The sequence below is a fragment of the Streptomyces sp. 1222.5 genome (genome assembly GCF_900105245.1).
Lineage (GTDB): Bacteria > Actinomycetota > Actinomycetes > Streptomycetales > Streptomycetaceae > Streptomyces > Streptomyces albidocamelliae.
In genome coordinates this window covers 7,880,453-7,898,694 of sequence record NZ_FNSZ01000001.1, presented here as the reverse complement: position 1 = coordinate 7,898,694, position 18,242 = coordinate 7,880,453, and the positions used below count along the sequence as shown (strand labels likewise).

General features: G+C 74.5%; 19 protein-coding genes. 7 read left to right on the top strand and 12 right to left on the bottom strand.

What is annotated here, in order from left to right; translation table 11 throughout:
- The first annotated feature begins 114 nt into the window (after positions 1-114).
- Complete coding sequence (locus tag BLW57_RS35760) at positions 115-549, top strand: cupin domain-containing protein (protein WP_093479842.1); 435 nt, start codon at positions 115-117, stop codon at positions 547-549.
- Here the strand turns inward: BLW57_RS35760 and BLW57_RS35755 are convergent, their stop codons facing one another.
- Genes BLW57_RS35755 through BLW57_RS35745 form a run of 3 tightly spaced genes read right to left on the bottom strand, consistent with a single transcriptional unit; the run spans position 550 to position 3,786 of the window.
- Positions 550-2,889, bottom strand: coding sequence for an ATP-binding SpoIIE family protein phosphatase (locus BLW57_RS35755; RefSeq protein WP_093479841.1), 2,340 nt, complete (start codon positions 2,887-2,889; stop codon positions 550-552). It lies immediately after the preceding gene.
- A gap of 52 nt (positions 2,890-2,941) precedes the next feature.
- On the bottom strand, positions 2,942-3,409 hold the full coding sequence (locus BLW57_RS35750) for a peroxiredoxin (RefSeq protein WP_093479840.1): 468 nt from the start codon (positions 3,407-3,409) through the stop codon (positions 2,942-2,944).
- Entirely contained in the window at positions 3,406-3,786 is a 381-nt protein-coding gene (locus BLW57_RS35745; protein WP_093479839.1) for a DoxX family protein, read from the bottom strand. Before BLW57_RS35745 ends, BLW57_RS35750 begins: the two co-directional genes overlap by 4 nt.
- Before the next feature lie 281 nt (positions 3,787-4,067).
- Here BLW57_RS35745 and BLW57_RS35740 point away from each other — a divergent pair, with 281 nt between their 5' ends.
- On the top strand, positions 4,068-4,517 hold the full coding sequence (locus tag BLW57_RS35740; protein ID WP_093479838.1) for an SH3 domain-containing protein: 450 nt from the start codon (positions 4,068-4,070) through the stop codon (positions 4,515-4,517).
- Between the two features lie 187 nt (positions 4,518-4,704).
- Positions 4,705-5,466 (top strand): helix-turn-helix domain-containing protein, encoded by a 762-nt coding sequence (locus BLW57_RS35735; protein ID WP_093479837.1) that lies wholly within the window; start codon positions 4,705-4,707, stop codon positions 5,464-5,466.
- Between the two features lie 34 nt (positions 5,467-5,500).
- Here BLW57_RS35735 and BLW57_RS35730 read toward each other — a convergent pair whose 3' ends face one another.
- Positions 5,501-6,358, bottom strand: a complete 858-nt coding sequence (locus tag BLW57_RS35730; RefSeq protein WP_093479836.1) for a LysR family transcriptional regulator — start codon at positions 6,356-6,358, stop codon at positions 5,501-5,503.
- A 152-nt stretch (positions 6,359-6,510) separates the two neighbouring features.
- On the opposite strand from BLW57_RS35730, the gene BLW57_RS35725 reads away from it, so the two are divergent.
- The 4 genes from BLW57_RS35725 (at position 6,511) to BLW57_RS35710 (ending at position 9,912) form a co-directional block, all read left to right on the top strand.
- Positions 6,511-7,323: an EamA family transporter gene (locus BLW57_RS35725; RefSeq protein WP_093479835.1), complete on the top strand. Its 813-nt coding sequence runs from the start codon at positions 6,511-6,513 to the stop codon at positions 7,321-7,323.
- Positions 7,324-7,455: 132 nt separating this feature from the next.
- Positions 7,456-7,596: a hypothetical protein gene (locus BLW57_RS35720; protein ID WP_306822917.1), complete on the top strand. Its 141-nt coding sequence runs from the start codon at positions 7,456-7,458 to the stop codon at positions 7,594-7,596.
- A 411-nt stretch (positions 7,597-8,007) separates the two neighbouring features.
- The gene (locus BLW57_RS35715) at positions 8,008-8,985 is read left to right on the top strand and encodes an ATP-dependent DNA ligase (protein WP_093481063.1); all 978 of its coding nucleotides are present in this window, start codon (positions 8,008-8,010) and stop codon (positions 8,983-8,985) included.
- Between the two features lie 150 nt (positions 8,986-9,135).
- The gene (locus BLW57_RS35710; RefSeq protein WP_256339666.1) at positions 9,136-9,912 is read left to right on the top strand and encodes an NPP1 family protein; all 777 of its coding nucleotides are present in this window, start codon (positions 9,136-9,138) and stop codon (positions 9,910-9,912) included.
- Between the two features lie 36 nt (positions 9,913-9,948).
- Here the strand turns inward: BLW57_RS35710 and BLW57_RS35705 are convergent, their stop codons facing one another.
- The 8 genes from BLW57_RS35705 to BLW57_RS35670 form a co-directional block, all read right to left on the bottom strand.
- Positions 9,949-10,575 carry a TetR/AcrR family transcriptional regulator gene (locus tag BLW57_RS35705; RefSeq protein ID WP_256339665.1) on the bottom strand — a complete coding sequence of 209 codons (627 nt, stop codon included), beginning with the start codon at positions 10,573-10,575 and terminating at the stop codon, positions 9,949-9,951.
- A 47-nt stretch (positions 10,576-10,622) separates the two neighbouring features.
- Entirely contained in the window at positions 10,623-11,525 is a 903-nt protein-coding gene (locus BLW57_RS35700) for a 3-hydroxybutyryl-CoA dehydrogenase (protein WP_093479833.1), read from the bottom strand.
- Positions 11,526-11,559: 34 nt separating this feature from the next.
- The gene (locus tag BLW57_RS35695) at positions 11,560-12,732 is read right to left on the bottom strand and encodes an acyl-CoA dehydrogenase family protein (protein WP_093479832.1); all 1,173 of its coding nucleotides are present in this window, start codon (positions 12,730-12,732) and stop codon (positions 11,560-11,562) included.
- 50 nt (positions 12,733-12,782) lie between these two features.
- Positions 12,783-13,955 carry an acyl-CoA dehydrogenase family protein gene (locus BLW57_RS35690; protein WP_093479831.1) on the bottom strand — a complete coding sequence of 391 codons (1,173 nt, stop codon included), beginning with the start codon at positions 13,953-13,955 and terminating at the stop codon, positions 12,783-12,785.
- 85 nt (positions 13,956-14,040) lie between these two features.
- Positions 14,041-16,095 (bottom strand): acetate--CoA ligase family protein, encoded by a 2,055-nt coding sequence (locus BLW57_RS35685; RefSeq protein WP_093479830.1) that lies wholly within the window; start codon positions 16,093-16,095, stop codon positions 14,041-14,043.
- A 1-nt stretch (position 16,096) separates the two neighbouring features.
- Positions 16,097-16,288: a ferredoxin gene (locus tag BLW57_RS35680; RefSeq protein ID WP_093479829.1), complete on the bottom strand. Its 192-nt coding sequence runs from the start codon at positions 16,286-16,288 to the stop codon at positions 16,097-16,099.
- A gap of 59 nt (positions 16,289-16,347) precedes the next feature.
- Positions 16,348-17,571, bottom strand: coding sequence for an NADH-ubiquinone oxidoreductase-F iron-sulfur binding region domain-containing protein (locus BLW57_RS35675; protein WP_093479828.1), 1,224 nt, complete (start codon positions 17,569-17,571; stop codon positions 16,348-16,350).
- Positions 17,568-17,987, bottom strand: a complete 420-nt coding sequence (locus BLW57_RS35670) for a hypothetical protein (protein WP_093479827.1) — start codon at positions 17,985-17,987, stop codon at positions 17,568-17,570. The genes BLW57_RS35675 and BLW57_RS35670 overlap by 4 nt, the downstream gene beginning before the upstream one ends.
- Positions 17,988-18,242 lie beyond the last annotated feature (255 nt).

Below are 18,242 nucleotides of genomic sequence, written 5' to 3'. Positions count from 1 at the left end.
CCACGGGCGCGGCCGGCCGACGGCTGAATCCGGATCATCGGGTTCCGGCCACAACACGCCTACGCGGCCTCTATGTTCGCGGCGACACCCGCTCGCGTCTCCGGAGGCTCCCGCATGCGCATCGCACTCCGCACGGCCGTCGTCGGCATGCTCACCGCCGTCACCACCCTCACCTGCGGCACCGCCGGGGCGACCCCTCCGGGGCCCGGGGTGACGGCGAGGCTTCTCGCCCAGTACACCGTCGGCGGCACCGACTACACCCTGCGGGAGATCACCGTCCCGCCCGGTCAGAGCACCGGCTGGCACTACCACGACGGCCCGCTGTACGGCGTGGTGAAGCAGGGCACTCTGAGCCACTTCGACTCCGGCTGCGCCTCGGACGGCGTGTACCGCGCGGGCGCCTCGATAAAGGAGCCGGCCGGGCCGGGCAACGTCCACATAGGCCGCAATCTGGGGGACATCCCGGTCGTCCTCGACGTGCTCTACGTGCTGCCGCACGGCGCCCCCTTCTCGGAGGACGCGCCGAACCCGGGCTGCTCGTTCCAGTGATCAGGTGCCGGGCAGCGGCTGTTCCGCCCAGATGGTCTTGCCGCTGCCCGTCTGCCTGCTGCCCCAGCGCTGGGTGAGCTGGGCGACCAGCAGCAGTCCCCGGCCGCCCTCGTCGTAGACGTGTGCCCGGCGCAGGTGCGGGGAGGTGGAACTGCCGTCGGAGACCTCGCAGATGAGCGCGCGGTCGCGGATCAGGCGGAGCTTGATGGGCGGGGTGCCGTAGCGGATGGCGTTGGTGACCAGTTCGCTGACGACGAGTTCGGTGACGAAGGCCGCTTCCTCCAGGCCCCAGGCGGCCAGTTGCCGGCCGGTGGCCTGCCGGAGGGTGGCGACTTCGGCCGGGTCCGGCGGGACGTCCCAGGTGGCGATCCGGTCCGCGCCGAGGGCACGGGTGCGGACCAGGAGCAGGGCGACGTCGTCGATGGGCTGTTCGGGCATGACGGCCTTGAGCACGTTGTCGCTGAGGGACTCCAGGGAGTCGCTCGGTGCGGCGAGCGCGCGGCGGAGTTCCTCGGTGGCCCGGTCGCCGTCGCGGTCGCGGTCCTCGATCAGCCCGTCGGTGAAGAGGGCGACGACGGAGCCCTCGGGCAATTCGAGTTCGGTCGCCTCGAAGGGCAGACCGCCGACGCCCAGCGGCGGCCCGGCGGCCATCGGGACGAACTCGGCCGCACCGCCGGGCAGCACGACGGCCGGGGCCGGGTGACCGGCGGCGGCCAGGGCGAGGCGGCGCGAGACGGGGTCGTACACGGCGTACAGGCAGGTGGCGCCCAGTTCGGCCACCTCCTCGGCGCTGCCCTCGGATGCCAGGTGGGTGACCAGGTCGTCGAGGTGGGTGAGGAGTTCGTCCGGCGGCAGGTCGACGTCGGCGAGGGTGCGCACGGCCGTCCGCAGCCGGCCCATGGTGGCCGAGGACTGGATGCCGTGGCCGACGACGTCGCCGACGACCAGGCCGACCCGGCCGCCGGAGAGCGGGATGACGTCGAACCAGTCACCGCCGATGCCGGCCAGTGATCCGCACGGCAGATAGCGGTGGGCCACCTCGACCGCGGCCTGTCCGGGCAGGCCCCGCGGGAGCAGGCTGTGCTGGAGGGCCAGGGCGGTGGCTCGTTCGCGGGCGAAGCGGCGGGCGTTGTCGATGCAGACGGCGGCGCGGCTGGCGAGTTCCTCGGCGAACACGGCGTCGTCCGGGCCGTAGCCGTCGGGGTGGACCACGCGGACGCAGACCGCGACACCGAGGGTGGTGTCGCGGGCCCGGAGCGGCACCGCGATCATGGAGTGGACGCCCAGGCGGAGATCGCGGCCCGCGGGCGAGCGTCTGTTGCGCTCGGCCATCCACTCCACGAAGGCGGGCTCGCCGGCCTGGGCCAGTACCGCCCGGCCCTCGCGCAGCGCCCGGGCGGGCGGGGAGAGCGGCGGGTAGGCGTCGGTCTCGCCGATGCGCATGGCCGCTCCGGGGCTGCCCGGACGGGTGGAGCCGTGGGCCACGCGCTGGAGCAGGGCTCCGTATTCGGCCGTGATCGGCGGCTCCTCGGCGCCGAGCACCCAGTCGAGCAGGTCGACGCTCGCGAAGTCGGCGTACCGCGGGACCAGGATCTCGATCAGTTCCTCGGCCGTGCGGACCACGTCGAGGGTGGTGCCGAGGCCGGTCGCCGCCTCGTTCAGCAGGGCGAGGCGGCGGCGCGCCCAGTACTGCTCGGTGTTGTCGAAGGCGGCCATGGCGACGCCGGTCATCTCGCCGGAGTCGCCGCGCAGGGGCCACATCTCGATGCTCCAGAGATGTTCCCGGTTGAGCGCGGGGGCGCGGGCGAAGCTCTCGTAGCGGATCGGCCTGCCGGTCTCGGCCACCTCTTCGAGGTGGCGCAGGAGGCCCCGGTTGGCTTCGCCGTCCTCGACGGTGTCCGAGAAGAAGCGGCCGGTCAGCCCGGCCTCGGAGACACCCATGACCTTGCAGGCGGTTTCGTTGAGCCGCAGGTAGCACTGCCGGAGGTCGAAGACCGACATGGACATGGACGCCTGCTCGAAGGCCTGGGCGGCCAGGGTCGGGGCGGGCGCGGCTTCCTGGTCGGCGGTGACCGCGTACCCGGTGGCCTCACCGTCCTGCCCGAGGACCGGGCAGGCGGTGAGGGCCACCTCGACACGGTGGCCGTCGCGGTGCCGCAGGGCGACGGTGCCGCAGCGGGTGGCGAGCACGTCGGCGGTGACGTCCTCCGCGAGCAGGCCGGCCGCCGGCCGGCCCACGACGTCCCCGGCCGGGTGGCCCGTGAACAGCCGCGCGCCCTCGCTCCATCCGGTCACCCGGCCTCGGGCGTCGATGAACGCCACGGCGGCGACATGCTCCATACGCCCAGGATGATCCGATCGGTCCGGTGCATCAAGCGCGGGACCGGCCGGCTCAGCCCCGGCGGGCCCGCAGGGCGGCGAGTGCCCGGTCGGCGTGGGTGTTCATGCGCAGCTCGCTGCGGACGATCTCCAGCACCGTGCGGTCCTCGGCGATGACGAAGGTGACGCGTTTGGTCGGGGCCAGGGAGAAGCCCCGCTTGACGCCGAACCGCTCCCGGACCGCGCCGTCGGCGTCGGAGAGCAGCGGCATGCCGAGGGTGTGCCGTCCGGCGAACTCCTGCTGCTTCTCGACGGTGTCCCCGCTGATGCCCACGGGCCGGGCGCCCGCCTCGGCGAATTCGGCGGCGAGGTCGCGGAAGTGGCAGGCCTCGGCGGTGCAGCCGGGGGTGAGGGCGGCGGGGTAGAAGAAGAGGACCACCGGCCCGTCGGCCAGCAGCTCGCCGAGCCGGCGGACCGTGCCCGTCTCGTCGGGCAGGGCGAAGTCGTCGGCCTTGTCCCCGATCTCGATGCGCTCGGTCATGACCGCCCCTCCCCCTTGCGGGCGACCCCACGGGCCCACAGCACCAGGGGGACCTGGAGCGGCAGGCGGGCCAGGGCCGCGGTCCTCAGGGGCGCCGGCCGGTGGCGCCAGTCCACGGCCATCTGCACGTTGGCGGGGAAGACGCCGACGAAGAACGCCGCCGCCGCCTTCGCGGCGACGGCGCGTGTGCGGGGTGCGGCGATCCCGGCCGCCAGGGCCAGTTCCACGACCCCGCTGCCGTACGTCCAGGTGCGGGGCGAGCCCGGGAGCATCCGGGGAATCGTGGCGTCGAACTGCCGGGGAACGGCGAAGTGGGCGACTCCGGCGGTGGCCAGGAGCCCGGCTAGCAGCAGGGGTGATCGTTCGGACCGGGGCACGGTTCCTCCTCTGGTGATCTGCCGCCGGATATTACTGGACGGTAAGCACGGGCGAGCCGTTCCCCCCGCCTCGTACGGCCGGGTCGCACCGGCCTCCACCGGGGCGGGCGGAACGCCGAGACGCCTCCCCCGCACCGGCCTGGTGGGGCGCCCAGCCGCGTCCCGGGGGACGTCCCGGACGTCCCACGGGACGCGGGCACGGCATTTCCCGGGCCCGCCGCGGCAAGGCTGGCCCTCGTGATCACTGCTCGTGGTCACGAGAACGACAGCCGGAGGTTTCCATGATCCGACGGACTCTCAAGGGCGGCCTGGTGGCCGCGGTGTCCCTGCTCGCGTTCCTGCCGACGGCGGCCGGGGCCGTCACGGCGGGCGCGGCCGCACCACAGGCGCCCGGCGCCACCGCGCGGCACCACCGCACCCACCCGGCCCGGCACCACCACATCCACCGCTTCACCGTCCCCGGAGTCCCGCTCCGCTCCACCGGCCACCGCGTCGCCTCTCCCGCCACGGGCCGTGTCGTCACCCACGGCACCCGGCTCAACGTCCGCTCCGGCCCCGGCACCGGCTACCGGGTGATCGGCCACCGGCACGCGTACCGGACCGTTCGGCTCGCCTGCCGGACCCACGGCTCGTGGGTGCGCGGCAACCGCGTCTGGTACCGCCTGCCGCACCACCGGGGCTACGTGTCGGCCCGCTACGTGCGTCCGTACCGCACCCTCCCCTGGTGCTGACGCCCCCTCACCACCCCGTCCCCTGAACACCGAAGGCCCGTTCGACGACCCCCGAACGGGCCTTCGGCCTGCCCGGGCCTCACCTTCCTCCTACCTCTCGCGCGTTGCAGCCACCTCATGACGGGGAAGTCATTCCGAACATCAGGGGCGAAACCGCCCATAGCGGATGGGAGTCGAGGAACGCACGATGGGGCACCCCCAACGATCCACCACTCCGGACGAACGCCTGACGGCCGGCCTGCGCGAACTGCGGGACCGCACGGGGCTGAGTCTCGCGGCGCTGGCCGCGCGCACCCCGTACAGCAAGTCCGCCTGGCACCGCTATCTGTCCGGCGCCCAGCGGCCGCCCCGGGCCGCCGTGGAGGCGCTGTGCCGGCTGGCGGGCGGCGCCCCCGAGGCCGTCCTGCCCCTGTGGGACGCCGCCGACGCGCGGCCCTCCGCGAGCCCGCCGCCCCCGCCCGGCCCGAACCGCCGGCGCTCCTGGCTGCCGCTGTCCGCGGTCGTCCTGTGCGGAGCGGCGGCAGCCCTGGGCGCCACGCTCGGCCTGTCGGGCGGGCCGGGAACCGCGCCCGCCGCACAGACCCTCCCCGCGGTGCCCCGCTGCCACGGGCGCGCCTGCCAGGGGGAGTTGCCCGACGTCTCTGCGTGCGCCCGGGACGCGCAGACCCGCAGCTCGGTCGACGCCCGCGGCTACACCGTCCGGCTGCGCTGGTCCCCCGCCTGCGGCACGGCCTGGTCCGAGGTGCGGATCCGCTCGCCGCGGGCCCGGGAGGTGTCGGTCCGGGCGGGGCAGGACGTGCTCTCGGCGAGCTATTCCGCCCACGACACCGCCGACGACAGCAGCCCGATGCTCTTCGTGCCCTCGCCCCGGGGAGTGGAGGCGTGCGCCGAGGCGGACGGGAAGGTGGCCTGCACGGGCCTGGACGCGGACCTGGAGGAGCAGGGGTGAGAGCGGCACGGCGCCGCACCCCCGTGCCACTTCCTCAGGCCGCCCGGTACAGCTCGGTGAGCAGTTCCAGGACGGACTGGAGTGCCGGGTGCGGATCGTCGCGCCACCAGGCGAGCCGCACGGCGACCGGTTCGGCGTCGCGCACGGGCCGGTAGACGATCCCGGGGCGCGGATACTGGTTCGCGGTGGACTCGGCCGTCACCCCGACGCCCCGGCCGGCGGCGATGACGGTGAGCCAGTCGTCGACGTCGTGCGTCTCCTCGGTGGCCGGCCGCGCGTCCGGCGGCCACAGCTCGGGCGTGGCCGTGCCGGTACGGCGGTCCACCAGCAGGAGGCGGTCCGACAGTTCGGCGAGCCGCACCGAGCGGCGCCGGGCCAGCGGATCGTCGGCGGCCAGGGCGCACAGCCGCCGTTCCAGGCCGACGATCGCGGTGTCGAAACGCCGGTCGTCCTGCGGCCGCCGGACCACCGCCAGATCGCAGGCGCCCTCGGCGAGGCCCGCCGAGGGCGAGTTGACGCGCACCAGGTGCAGGTCGGTCTCCGGCTGGGCCGCGCTCCAGCGCCGCTGGAAGGCGACCGTGTGCCGGCCCACCGCCGACCAGGCGTACCCGACGCGCAACCGCGTGTGCCCCGAGGTGGCCTCCCGGACCAGTGCGGACACGTCCCCGAGCACCCGCCGGGCCTGCGCCACCACCCGCAGGCCGGTCGCGGTGGGGGTCACCTCGCGGGAGGTGCGCCGGAGCAGGCGCACTCCGAGGGCGCGTTCGAGCGAGGCGAGCGTGCGGGAGACGGCGGCCTGGGAGACGCCCAGGGCGATCGCCGCGTCGGTGAACGTCCCCTCGTCGACAATGGCCACGAGACAGCGCAGCTGTCGCAGGTCGATGTCGTGCATACGTGCAGCGTATAGATCGGCCGACGCATGCATTTTGCGCAAGGAACGGGCGGGCGCACGATCCGGGCATGCGAAGAGCTCTCGAACGCCCGGCGGGGACCGCGCCCGTGGCAGCGACGACGCCCCCGCCCACGCCCGGGCGGCTCACCGGGGTGGCCACCATGATCGGCAGTGGGCTCTCCAACCAGACCGGCGCCGCCGTCGGCGCCCTGGCCTTCCCGGTCCTCGGCCCGCTGGGCGTGGTGGCGGTACGGCAGTACGTCGCCGCCGTCGTCCTGCTCGCGGTGGCCCGGCCGCGGCTGCGCGGCTTCACCCGGCGGCAGTGGTGGCCGGTGCTCCTGCTGGCCGTGGTGTTCGGCACGATGAACCTGAGCCTGTACACCGCCGTCGACCGGATCGGCCTGGGCCTGGCCGTGACGCTGGAGTTCCTCGGGCCGCTGACGATCGCGCTGGCCGCGTCCCGGCGCCGGCTCGACGCCGTCTGCGCACTGCTGGCCGGGGCGGGGGTCGTCGTCCTGATGCGGCCGCGTCCGTCCGCGGACTACACCGGGATGGCCCTCGGTCTGGTCGCCGCGTGCTGCTGGGCGTCGTACATCCTGCTCAACCGTGTGGTGGGCCGGCGCATCCCGGGCGCGCAGGGCGCGGCGGCGGCCTCCACCGTGTCGGCCCTGGCCTTCCTGCCTCTCGGCGTCCTGGTGGCGCTGCGCCATCCGCCGACGACGGCGGCCGTGCTGTGCGCCGTGGCGGCCGGTCTCCTCTCCTCCGCCGTACCGTACCTGGCCGACCTGCTGACGCTCCGCCATGTGCCGGCGCAGACGTTCGGCCTGTTCATGAGCGTCAATCCGGTCCTGGCCGCCCTGGTCGGCCTGGTGGTGCTCGGCCAGGAGCTGGGCGGCCCGGAGTGGGCGGGCATCGGGGCGGTGGTGGCGGCCAACGCGGTGAGCATCGCCACGGCGCGCCGCTGACCGCCCCGCTCCGGGCGGGCGGTCAGCGCGTGGCGCTCACCGGTGCCAGCCACAGGCCGACGATCGCGTCGGTGAGCGACGATCAGCCTCGGCGGTCACGCGCTGCCGTCGGAGAACGGCTTCCAGGCCGTCATGGCCATCGGCGCGGGCGCGGCGGCCCTCGCGTTCGTCCTCGCCGCGTTCCTCCCCCGCCACCGTTCGGCCACCCCGGCTCCGGCACCGACGGCCGAGGAGCCGTCGGCCGAGGAGCCGTCGGCCGAGGCGGTGGGCTGAGCAACCCACTGCCCGGCGCCGGCTCGTACGCCCGCCCGGCCACCGCCGGGGAGGTCGGCGCCGATCACCGCCGGGCCACCGGACCGACGGGGTGGCGGCGCCGACGCGGGGACGGTGGCGGTGGCGGTGGCGCGAGCGAGAACCGGCCAAGTACCGAAGGGCGGAGGCGGAGCGAGCGGAATCCCGGCCCGGCCGACAGCCGCGGGCGCGAGGCCCATGGCGATCCAGGGGTCGCCACCGCGCCAGCCGTGCGGCCCCGGCCGCGTCCCCGACTCCGGCCCCGGCTCCGGCCCCGGCTCCGGCTCCGGACGGACCGTCGGCGCCGGCCCGCCGGAGGACCGTTCAGGGGAAACCGGATCGCTGTGGGCGTGATGCCGGACGTCGTGGTCGAAGGCTCTTGCCGTGACCGTCGTGACGCTGCCGCTCATCCCGCCGATGCTCGCCACACCCGGCCGGCTGCCGCCCGTCGCCCAGGACGACCGGTGGGCGTACGAGACCAAGCAGGACGGGCAGCGGGTGATGGTCTACCTGCCCGGCGACGGAACGGTGCAGCTACGCGCCCGCTCGGGCGAGGACATCACCGGCGCCTATCCCGAACTCCGGCCGCTGGGCGCCGCCCTGGGCGGCACCGCGGCCGTCCTGGACGGCGAGGTGCTGGCCCTGGACGAGCGGGGCCGGGCCGACTTCCAGCTGCTGCAGAAGCGGATGGGCCTCGCGCACGCCCCCGCGCGAGCGGCACGCCGGGCCGCCCAGGTGCCGGTGCACCTGGTGCTGTTCGACGTGCCGTTCCTCGGCGAACCCCTGGTCCGGCTGCCGTACACGCGGCGCCGGGCCCACCTGGAGGAGCTGGGGCTGACCGGATCGCACTGGTCGACACCCGGCGCCGTGACCGGGCACGGCGCCGAGGCGCTTGCGGCGACCCGCGAGCACGGCCTGGAGGGCCTGGTGTGCAAGCGGCTGGACTCGGTGTACGAGCCCGGCGTGCGCTCCCGCGCCTGGATCAAGATCCGGAACATGCGTGCCGAGGACGTCGTCGTCGGCGGCTGGCTGCCCGGCAAGGGGCGGCTGACCGGACTGCCCGGCGCGGTGCTGGTCGGGCAGCGCGCGGCGGGCGGGCTGCGGTACGTGGGCGGGGTCGGCACCGGCTGGAGCCACGCCGAGCGGACGGAACTGGCGCGGCTGCTCGGGGAGGCGGCGAGCGACCGCTGTCCGTTCACCCCGGCGCCGCGCGTCCCCGGCGCCCGCTGGGTGCTGCCGCGGCTGGTGGGCGAGGTCAGCTACAGCACCCGTACCCGCAACGGGCTGCTGCGCCAGCCCTCCTGGCTCCGGCTCCGCCCGGACCTCACACCGGAGCAGTCGGCGGCGGACCTGCCGGAAGAGTTCGTCTAGCGGCGGACGGCGCCCCCGCGGGCTCGCACGCGGGCCGGCGGCAGGAGTTCACCTGCGCTCAACTCCTGGGACGCGTGTGACCTCTTGGCAGCGCGGTGCGTGACCGGGATGCTGAACTCCCCTGCACCCCACCGCCGTTGGAGGAAATCGGTGTCCTCGCTCGCCTTGCGCCCGCGGCGCGGCCGATGGTTCGCCCCGCTCGCCGGCGCGGCCGCCCTCGTGATCGCCTTCCCCGCCGTCGCCTTCGCCGCGCCGCCCCTGGCGCTGCCGAAGAACGCGGAGCCGGCCGAACTGGCGTACCAGCCCGCGTTCGACTACGACACGGACGGCTGCTACCCGACTCCCGCCATCGGCCCCGACGGCACGGTCAACGGGGGCCTGAACCCGACCGGCGCCCTCAACGGCAACTGCCACGACGCCTCCGACCTCGACAACACGAACAGCTACTCCCGCTTTAAGTGCAACAACGGCTGGTGCGCCTACGTCTACGGCCTGTACTTCGAGAAGGACCAGGCGCTGCCCGGCAGCAGCATCGGCGGGCACCGCAACGACTGGGAGCACGTCGCGGTGTGGGTGCAGGACGGGCAGATCCGGTACGTGTCGACGTCCAACCACGGCTCGTTCACCGTGCACCCGGCGTCCGAGGTCCGCTTCGAGGACGGGCACCCCAAGGTCGTCTATCACAAGGACGGCATCGGCACGCACTGCTTCCGGCTCGCCAACGCGAACGACGAGCCGCCGGAGAACCACCGGCACACCTGGCAGTACCCGGCGCTCGTCGGCTGGAACGGCTACCCGGCCGGTGTGCGGGACAAGTTGAGCTCCTACGACTTCGGCAGCGCCCACTTCGGTCTGCGCGACGACAGCTTCGCCTCCCACCTGGCGTCGGCCAAGCCGTCCGGCATCCCGTTCGACCCCAACGCCTGAGCGGGTGCCGCGAGGCCCGGCCGTCGGAGACCGCCCTCAGGTCTCCGACGGCTCCTCGGGCAGTTCCGCCGGCAGGCCGAGCGCCCCGGCGACATGGCGCCAGACGGCGGCCAGGGCCGTGTCCAGCGTGACGGCGGGGTCGCGCAGCATCAACCGGATGCCGTAGCCGTCGCTGAGGGAGAGCACGAGGGTGCCGAGGTCGTCCACGTCGGCCGGGGCGAACTCGCCCGAGTCGATGCCCCGGCGGATCGCGCCGGTCACCCACGCGTGCAGCTCGGCGTACAGATCGACGGCGAAGACACGGGTCGTCTCGTCGCGCAGCGCCCGCGCCCACAGCTCCTGCCACAGCCGCCAGTCCTGGTGCAGTTCCGGGTCGGTCGGCAGCAGGTTCCGCAGGATCCGCGCCAGGACGACCGCCGCCGGCGCGGTGTCCACGTCGCGTTCGGCGTCCAGGGCGGTGTGGGCGAACGAGTGGGTCATCGCCTCGGTGAACAGCTTCTCGCGGGTGTCGAAGTGGTAGTGCAGCAGTGCGGTCGACACCCCGGCCCGCTCGGCGACCATCCGCATGCGGATCTTCTCGAAGCCGATCTCGGCGATGACCTCGCACGCCGCGGTCAGGATGCGCTCGCGTGTGTCGGCCGTGCCGCGCACCTTGGTCGTCACCCTGCGGCTCCCCTCGTCCGGTGGTCCTGCGCCGGGACCATCTTCCCTCACATCCCCTCCGCCGGTACGGCCGTCCCGTGCCGCGGCTGTGCCGGGTACGTGTGGAAGCCGCGCCCCGACTTCCGGCCGAGCAGCCCCGCCTCCACCATGCGGGACAGCAGCGGCGGCGGCGAGTACAGGGGCTCGCGGAACTCGGCGTACAGCGACTCGGCGATGGCCCGGGTGGTGTCGAGGCCGATCAGGTCCGTCAGGGCCAGCGGGCCGAGGGGGTGCGCGCAGCCGAGGACCATGCCCCGGTCGATGTCCTCGACGCTCGCGCCGCCCGCCTCCACCATGCGGATCGCGGCGAGCAGGTACGGCACGAGCAGCGCGTTGACGACGAATCCGGCCCGGTCCCGGGTGCGGACGGTCTCCTTGCCGAGCCTGCCGGTGACGAAGGCCTCGGCGCGGCTCAGGGTGTCCGCCGAGGTGAGCAGGGACGGCACGAGCTCGACCAGCCGCAGGACCGGTACGGGGTTGAAGAAGTGCACGCCGACGACGCGTTCGGGGCGCGAGGTGGCGGCGGCGAGCCGGATGACCGGGATGGAGGAGGTGTTGGTGGCCAGCAGGACGTCGTCGCGGGTGAGGACGGCGTCGAGGCGGGTGAAGACGTCCGTCTTCAGGCGCTCGTCCTCCGCGACGGCCTCGACCACCAGCGGGCTGTCGTGCAGCGCCTCCAGCTCGTCGACGACGGCGATCAGGGCGCCGGCGGCCTCGCGTCCCTCGGTGGTGAGCCTGCCGTGCGCGGTGGCCCGGTCGAGCGAGCGGGCGATGCGCAGGCGGCCCGAGCGGGCCGCCTCCGCGTCGCGTTCCACCACGGTCACCGGCAGGCCGGCCCGCGCACAGACCTCGGCGATGCCCGCGCCCATCAGGCCGCAGCCGACGACTCCGACGCGTTCGATGTCGGTCATCCGAGCTTCCCTTCGATCTGTGTCGGCCGGTGTGTCAGGCGGTGGGCAGGTCCAGGACCCCGGTACCGCGGCGGACGAGTTCGTTGGCGATGATCAGCCGCTGGATCTCGGAGGTGCCCTCCCAGATGCGGTCCACGCGCAGCTCGCGGTAGAGGCGCTCGACGGCGTAGGAGCGGTCGTAGCCGCGCCCGCCGTGGATCTGCAGGCACCGGTCGATCACCCGGCCGGACGCCTCGCTGGCCGAGAGCTTGGCGATGGCGGCCTTGGCGTGCAGCCGCTTGCGGTCCTCGGCCGAGGCGCCGTCGATCTCCCAGGCGACCTGGTGGGTGTAGGCGCGGTTGACGGCGATGTCGACGGCGCAGTCGGCGAGCATCCCCTGGATCAGCTGGTACGAGGCGATCGGCGACCCGAACTGCTCGCGCTCCACGGCCCAGTCCCGGGACAGCTCCAGGGCCCGCTCGGCCGCGCCGGTGGTGCGGGCGGCGATCATCAGGCGCTCCTCGGTGAACCAGGAGCGGGTGATGTCGTAGCCCTCGCCGATGCCGCCGAGCACCGCGTCCTCGTCCACCTGGACGTCGGTGAAGGTGAACTCGGGGTGCTCGTAGACGAAGGTGTGCATGAAGCGCGGCACACGCGTCATCTCGATGCCGGGGGTGTCCTTGTCCACCAGGAACAGGGTCGGGGCGCGCTCGGGGCCGGCGGCGGCGAGGACGATCATGAAGTCGGCGTGGTCGCCGACGGTCACGAACCACTTCTCGCCGTTCAGGACCCAGCCCCGGTCGTTCTTGGTGGCGGTGGTGGCGAGGTTCTGCGGGTCGGAACCGGCCCCGGGCTCGGTGACGGCGTAGCAGTCCCGCCGCTCGCCCCGGATCACCGGGGCCAGGAAGCGCTCGCGCTGCTCGGGCGTGCAGAAGCGCAGGGCGTTGGCGGGCCGCCACACCATGTCCCACAGGGCCCCGGTGAGGCGCCCCAGTTCCTCCTGCACGGTGACCTGTTCGGCGATGGTGAGGCCGGCGCCGCCCCACTCGGCCGGCATGTTGACGGCCTGGAGTCCCGCGGCGAGGACGGCGTCCCGGATCTTGGCGTGGGCGTCGGCGGGCAGGCCGTTGTTCTCCTCGCACTCCAGCTCGTAGGCGGCGATGAGGTCGGTGAGGGCACGCGCGTCGGCCTTGAGCTGTACCTGGCGGGGGGTGAGACGGAAGTCCATGGAAGTCCTCGCTGTGAAGGTGATGGGGTGCGACGGGGGCTCGGTGATGGTCAGGGCGTGGGCAGGGCCAGGGCGCCGGTGCCGCGCTTGATCAGCTCGTTGGCGATGATCAGCCGCTGGATCTCGGAGGTGCCCTCCCAGATCCGGTCGACGCGCAGCTCGCGGTACATGCGCTCGACGGCGTACGAGCGGTCGTAGCCGCGTCCGCCGAAGATCTGCAGGCAGCGGTCGGCGACCCGGCCGGCCGCCTCGCTGGCGGCGAGCTTGGCGGTGGAGGCCTTGGCGTGCAGCGTCTTGCGGTCGGTGCCGGGCTGGTCGGCCTCCCAGGCGACCTGGTGGGTGTAGGCGCGGTTGACGGCGATGTCGACGGCGCAGTCGGCGAGCATCCCCTGGATCAGCTGGTAGGAGGCGATCGGCGACCCGAACTGCTCGCGCTCCACGGCCCAGTCCCGGGCCAGTTCCAGGGCGCGCTCGGCCGCGCCGACCGTGCGTGCCGCGATCATCAGGCGCTCGTCGGTGAACCACTCCTTGGTCAGCTCGTAGCCCTTGCCGACACCGCCGAGCACGTCCTCGTCGGCGACGAAGACGTCGGTGAAGGTGAACTCGGGGTGCCCGTTGACCGCGGAGTGCATGAAGCGGGGCAGCCGGGTCATCTCGACGCCGGGTGCCGCCTTGTCGACGAAGAACAGCGTGGGCAGCCGCTCGGGGCCGGCGTCGGCCTGCACCAGCAGGAAGTCGGCGACGTCGCCGCAGGTGATGAACCACTTCTCGCCGTTGAGGAGCCAGCCGCCGTCGGTCCGGGTGGCCGTGGAGGTGCCGGAGGAGGGGTCGGATCCGGCGCCGGGCTCGGTGACGGCGAACGCGTCGAACTTCTCGGCCCGGATCACGGGCAGCAGGTACTTCTCGCGCTGCCGTTCGTCGCCGTAGGCGAGAACGTTGGCGGGCCGCCAGGGGATGTCCCACAGGCAGTTGGTGACCTTGCCGAACTCCTCCTCGACGATGACCTGGTCGAGCAGGCTCAGTCCGGCGCCGCCCCACTCGGCGGGCATGTTGATGGCGTAGACGCCGGCGTCCATGGCGGCCCGGGTCAGCTCGGCGACGAGCTCCTGCGGCAGGGGCCCGCCGGCCTGCTCGGACTGCTCCTCGTACCGCATCAGCAGGCGGGCGTAGTCGGCGGCGCGGCGCTTGAGATCGGCCTGTTCGGGGGTGTAGCGCAGGTCCATGGGTGCCTCTTGTTTCCGGGAGACGGGGTGCGGGGCGGGTGGTCCGGGCCGGTGGGTGCGGTCCGGTGGTCGGGTTGCGGTCCGGTCAGGCGAGAACGGCGCGGGAGTCCAGGGCGAGGACGCCCCGGGGCCGTACGAGGAGGGGGTTGACCTCGATCTCGGCGATCTCGGGGTGTTCGGCGGCGAAGGTGGTGATCGTCTCGACGGCGGCCGCGGCCGCGGCGACGTCCGCGGCCGGTCTGCCGCGTACGCCGTCCAGCAGGGCGGCGGTGCGCAGGCCGCGCAGCAGCGACTCGGCGCGGTCCGCGGGCACGGGTGCCAGGGAGAAGGCGACGTCGCGCAGTGCCTCCGCCAGGACTCCGCCCAGGCCGACCATGGCCACCGGTCCGAAGCGCGGGTCGCGGTTGACTCCGACGATCAGCTCGATGCCGTCCGACAGGTCCGCCATGGCCTCCACGGAGTAGGAGGGGGCGCCGAGACGGGCGTGCATCTGCCGGAAGGCGGCGAGGAGTTCGGCCGAGTCGGCCAGGTTCAGGGCGACCCCGCCCGCGTCGGACTTGTGCAGCAGGTGCAGGGCCTTGAGGACGTAGGGCCCGGTGAACTCGGCGGTCGCGGCCAGGAGTTCCGCCTCGTCGTGGATCTCCCGGGCGGCGGGGAAGGCCAGTCCGGCCGCTTCGAGGGCCTTACGGGTCTCCAGGTAGCCGGTCCGGGGGATCGGTGCGGCGGGCGCGGGGAGGGGGGTGACGCCGGTGTGCGCCGTCGCGGGTGCCGTGGCGAGGAGCGCGCGGGCGGCGTCCTCGGTGGCGGCGAAGACCGGGATGCCCGCCGCGGCGAGGGTGCGGCAGCTGGGCGACTCGGGGTACATCGACTGCACCACGAGCGGCTTCGCGGTGGCCCGGTGCCGTCCCGCGATGAGCCGGGCGGCCTCCCGCTCGCCGTCCGCGAGCGCCGTACCGCCGCCGCCGAGTCCGCCTTCGGCCGCCGCGTAGCCGCCGAAGTACCCCGTCATCAGGACGGCGTCGGTGTCCTCGGCCGCCAGCAGCGCGGCCACGGTCGCCGCGTACGAGCCGGGGTCCTGCTCGCCCATGCCGGCGAGGTCGACCGGATTGGCGACGGCGGACTGCTCCCACAGCGCCTCGCGCAGGTGCTGCCGGGTCGGCTCGGCGAGTTCGGGCACGGTCAGGCCCGCCGTCTCGACGGAGTCGGCCGCGATGACACCGTGGCCGCCGCCGTCCGTGAGGACCGCGACCCGCCGGCCCGCCGCGCGCCGCGCGCCTTCCGACGCGGCGAGGACGACCGTGAGTTCGCGCGGTGTGCCGACGAGTTCCACGCCGGCGTCGCGGCAGGCCGCGCTCACCACGTCGGCGGAGGTGGTGAGCGCCCCGGTGTGCGACTGGGCGCTGCGCGCGGAGGCGTCGCCGCGGCCGGCCGTCAGCAGCACCACCGGCTTGCCGGCCTCGGCGGCGGCCTCGGCGAAGGCGCGCCCGTCGCCGAAGTCCTCCGCGTAGACGGCGATCGCCCGGGTGCCCTCGTGCCGGGCGCAGTCGGCGAGCAGGTCGACGAGGGTGACGTCGGCCTGGTTGCCCAGCGAGACGAAGCGGGAGAAGCCGAGGCCGTGCGGGCGGAAGCGGAGCTGCAGTTCGAGGGCGAGGTTGCCGCTCTGGCTGAGCAGGGCGACTCCGCCGGGGGTGAAGGAGTCGGAGGCCAGGAAGAGGTCGGTGGTGTTGTCGGCGATGCCGAGGCAGTTGGGGCCGACCATGACGGCTCCGGCGGCGCGCACGCGTTCGGCGACGGCGTGCTGGCGGGCCCGGCCGGCGGCGCCGGTCTCGGCGAAACCGGCGGTGATGGCGACGATCGCCCGGGCCCCGCACCGCAGGGCCTCGTCGACGGCGTCCTCGAAGCCGGCGGCGGGCACGGAGACCACCGCGAGGTCGACCGGTTCGCCGAGCGCGCTCAGGCTGGGCGCCGCGGTGCGGCCGAGGACCGTGCCGGCCCGCCGGTTGACGAGGTGGACGGGGCGGCGTCCATCGGCGCGGAGGGCCTGGACGGCGATGGCGTGGCCGTACTTGGCGGGGTCGTCGCTGGCTCCGACGACCGCGACGGAGACCGGGTCGAAGAGGGCGGAGAGATCGCGTCCCATGTCACTTCACCAGCCGCAGCGCGGAGTTGGGGCAGGCGGCCACGGCAGCGGCGGCGGCTTCCTCGCCGCCCTCGGGGACGGTGGTCCCGCCCACCCGGGCGTAGCCCCACTCGTCGAGGTCGATCAGCTCGGGCGCGGGTTCCTGGCACAGGCCGTAACCCTGGCAGAGGGTGGAGTCCAGCAGGAGTTTCATGACACGGTCCTTTCGGTGCGGCGGGGAGGTGGGGGTACGGGAAGGAACCGGGAGCCGGGTCAGGGCACCGGCACCGTGAACCGGCGTCCGTCCCCGGGTGCCGCGCCCGCACAGGCGGGGCACCCGGAGGCGCGGTGGTCCTCGACGCGGTCGGGGAAGTGCGCGAGGAGGGAGCCGGCGACGCCGGCGGCGGCGTCGAGGAGCCCGCAGGCGCCGCGTCCGGGCAGCCCGCGCGACCAGCGGAGCAGCTTCTCGGACGTCTCGGCGCCGGCCTCGCCGCGGGCGACGGCTGCCAGGGCGTCGGCCAGGGCTCCGGTGCCGGAGACGCACACGCCGCACTGCCGGGCGCTCTGCGCCGCGAGGTAGGCGGCCGCCTCGCCGGCCACCGCGACGGGGCAGGCCTCGGGGTGCAGGAAGTGCAGTGCTCCGCAGCCGAGGGCGCCGCCCGCGGCGGCCAGGGAGTCCTGGTCGAGCGGGAGGTCCCGCCAGCCGGCGCCGTACAGTCCGCCGAACATCCCGCCCAGCAGCACCGCCTCGGAGGTGCCGTGCCCGCACAGGTCGGCGAGGACCTTCAGGTGGGTGCCCGCGGGCGCCTCGACCAGTGCGGCCGCTCCCCCGGTTCCGGAGACGGTCACGAGGTGGGCGTCGGCGGCCGCGCCGTCGGGGCGGGTGTGCAGCAGCGCGATGCGGGCCAGCGTCTCCACGTTGGCGACGAGGGTGGGGGCGCCGCCGACACCGCTCTCGTACGGGCGCGGGGGCTTGGCCGTGGGCAGCGCCGGGCCGCCGTCGATGCGGCGGACGACCGCGCTCTCCTCGCCCGCGACGTACGCGGGCTCCGTGCGCACGACGTCGACCGGCAGCTCACCCGGCCACTCGTCGAGCGCCCGGCGTACGGCTCGCTCGGCGCGGGGGTCGGAGAGGTAGACGACGCCGCGTGCGGCGCCCGTGACGGCCGAGGCCAGCCGGAGGCCGTCCAGGACCAGGTGGGGGCGGTGCCGCAGCAGCCATCGGTCCTTGACGGACCCGGGCTCGCCCTCCTCGCCGTTGGCCACGGCCACGGGGCGGCCGGGGGTGTCGCGGACGGAGCGCAGCTTGACGGCGGCCGGGAAGCCGGCTCCGCCCCGGCCGCGCAGCCCGGCTGCGGCGACGCGGTCGAGCAGTTCGGCGGGCTCGGGCAGGGGGGCGTAGCCGCCCGCCGCGTGATAGGCGACCAGGTCGGCGGTGGCCGGGGTGGTGAGCAGCCCGTGCTGTCCTTCGGGAAGCAGCGAGAGGACGCCGGTCATACGGTGCTCCGGGGCTCGGGGTGGCGGAAGGGGAGGGACCGCAGACGGACCAGCGCCCGTTCGAGCGCCTGCCGTTGCCCGTCGGTGCGCCGGTAGCCGTCGCCGGGCAGGCCGATCAGCATGCGGTGGTGGTCGAGGACGACCTCGCCGGCGAGCAGGGCCGGGCGCGGGTCGGAGGCCGGGGAGGACTCGGCGGCCGCCTCCACGACGAGGTCGGTGACCTCGCCGAGGTAGCGCAGCCAGCCGCGCTGGGTGCCGCGCAGCACCAGCCGCTCGACGCGGCGGCGCTCGGCGGCGACGAGTCCCGGCGGCGGGGTGTCGTCCGCGGCGCTCCGCAGGGCGGCCACCACGGCGGGCAGCTCCTGTTCGGGCTCCGGTGTGAGGCCGAGCCATACCAGACTGCGGCGAGCGCTCATGCGTGCCTCCGGGGGGGCGCACCGGTCCCGGGGCCGGGAACGGGGTGGCGCGGCGATGGCGGGTAGGGGGTGCTCCGGTCCCTGCGGGGAGGTGGGAGCGGGGCGGCGCACGAGGGCCGCGGAATCACGGGACGCGTCCGGGCAGCCCTCTGCTGGAGCCGACGCGTCCGACCTGCCACCGACACTAACTAACTGATTAGTCAGGCCACAAGTCTTGACTTGGCCCCCCGCCGGTCCCACTCTGACTAACCAATT

What these genes read in the sequence shown, in the direction of transcription:
- BLW57_RS35685 (WP_093479830.1), bottom strand. Translation starts at nt 16,095, where the DNA reads ATGGGACGCGATCTCTCCGCCCTCTTCGACCCGGTCTCCGTCGCGGTC.
- BLW57_RS35695 (WP_093479832.1), bottom strand. Translation starts at nt 12,732, where the DNA reads ATGGACTTCCGTCTCACCCCCCGCCAGGTACAGCTCAAGGCCGACGCG.
- BLW57_RS35680 (WP_093479829.1), bottom strand. Translation starts at nt 16,288, where the DNA reads ATGAAACTCCTGCTGGACTCCACCCTCTGCCAGGGTTACGGCCTGTGC.
- BLW57_RS35760 (WP_093479842.1), top strand. Translation starts at nt 115, where the DNA reads ATGCGCATCGCACTCCGCACGGCCGTCGTCGGCATGCTCACCGCCGTC.
- BLW57_RS35690 (WP_093479831.1), bottom strand. Translation starts at nt 13,955, where the DNA reads ATGGACCTGCGCTACACCCCCGAACAGGCCGATCTCAAGCGCCGCGCC.
- BLW57_RS35750 (WP_093479840.1), bottom strand. Translation starts at nt 3,409, where the DNA reads ATGACCGAGCGCATCGAGATCGGGGACAAGGCCGACGACTTCGCCCTG.
- BLW57_RS35700 (WP_093479833.1), bottom strand. Translation starts at nt 11,525, where the DNA reads ATGACCGACATCGAACGCGTCGGAGTCGTCGGCTGCGGCCTGATGGGC.
- BLW57_RS35735 (WP_093479837.1), top strand. Translation starts at nt 4,705, where the DNA reads ATGGGGCACCCCCAACGATCCACCACTCCGGACGAACGCCTGACGGCC.
- BLW57_RS35670 (WP_093479827.1), bottom strand. Translation starts at nt 17,987, where the DNA reads ATGAGCGCTCGCCGCAGTCTGGTATGGCTCGGCCTCACACCGGAGCCC.
- BLW57_RS35720 (WP_306822917.1), top strand. Translation starts at nt 7,456, where the DNA reads ATGGCCATCGGCGCGGGCGCGGCGGCCCTCGCGTTCGTCCTCGCCGCG.
- BLW57_RS35675 (WP_093479828.1), bottom strand. Translation starts at nt 17,571, where the DNA reads ATGACCGGCGTCCTCTCGCTGCTTCCCGAAGGACAGCACGGGCTGCTC.
- BLW57_RS35755 (WP_093479841.1), bottom strand. Translation starts at nt 2,889, where the DNA reads ATGGAGCATGTCGCCGCCGTGGCGTTCATCGACGCCCGAGGCCGGGTG.
- BLW57_RS35740 (WP_093479838.1), top strand. Translation starts at nt 4,068, where the DNA reads ATGATCCGACGGACTCTCAAGGGCGGCCTGGTGGCCGCGGTGTCCCTG.
- BLW57_RS35730 (WP_093479836.1), bottom strand. Translation starts at nt 6,358, where the DNA reads ATGCACGACATCGACCTGCGACAGCTGCGCTGTCTCGTGGCCATTGTC.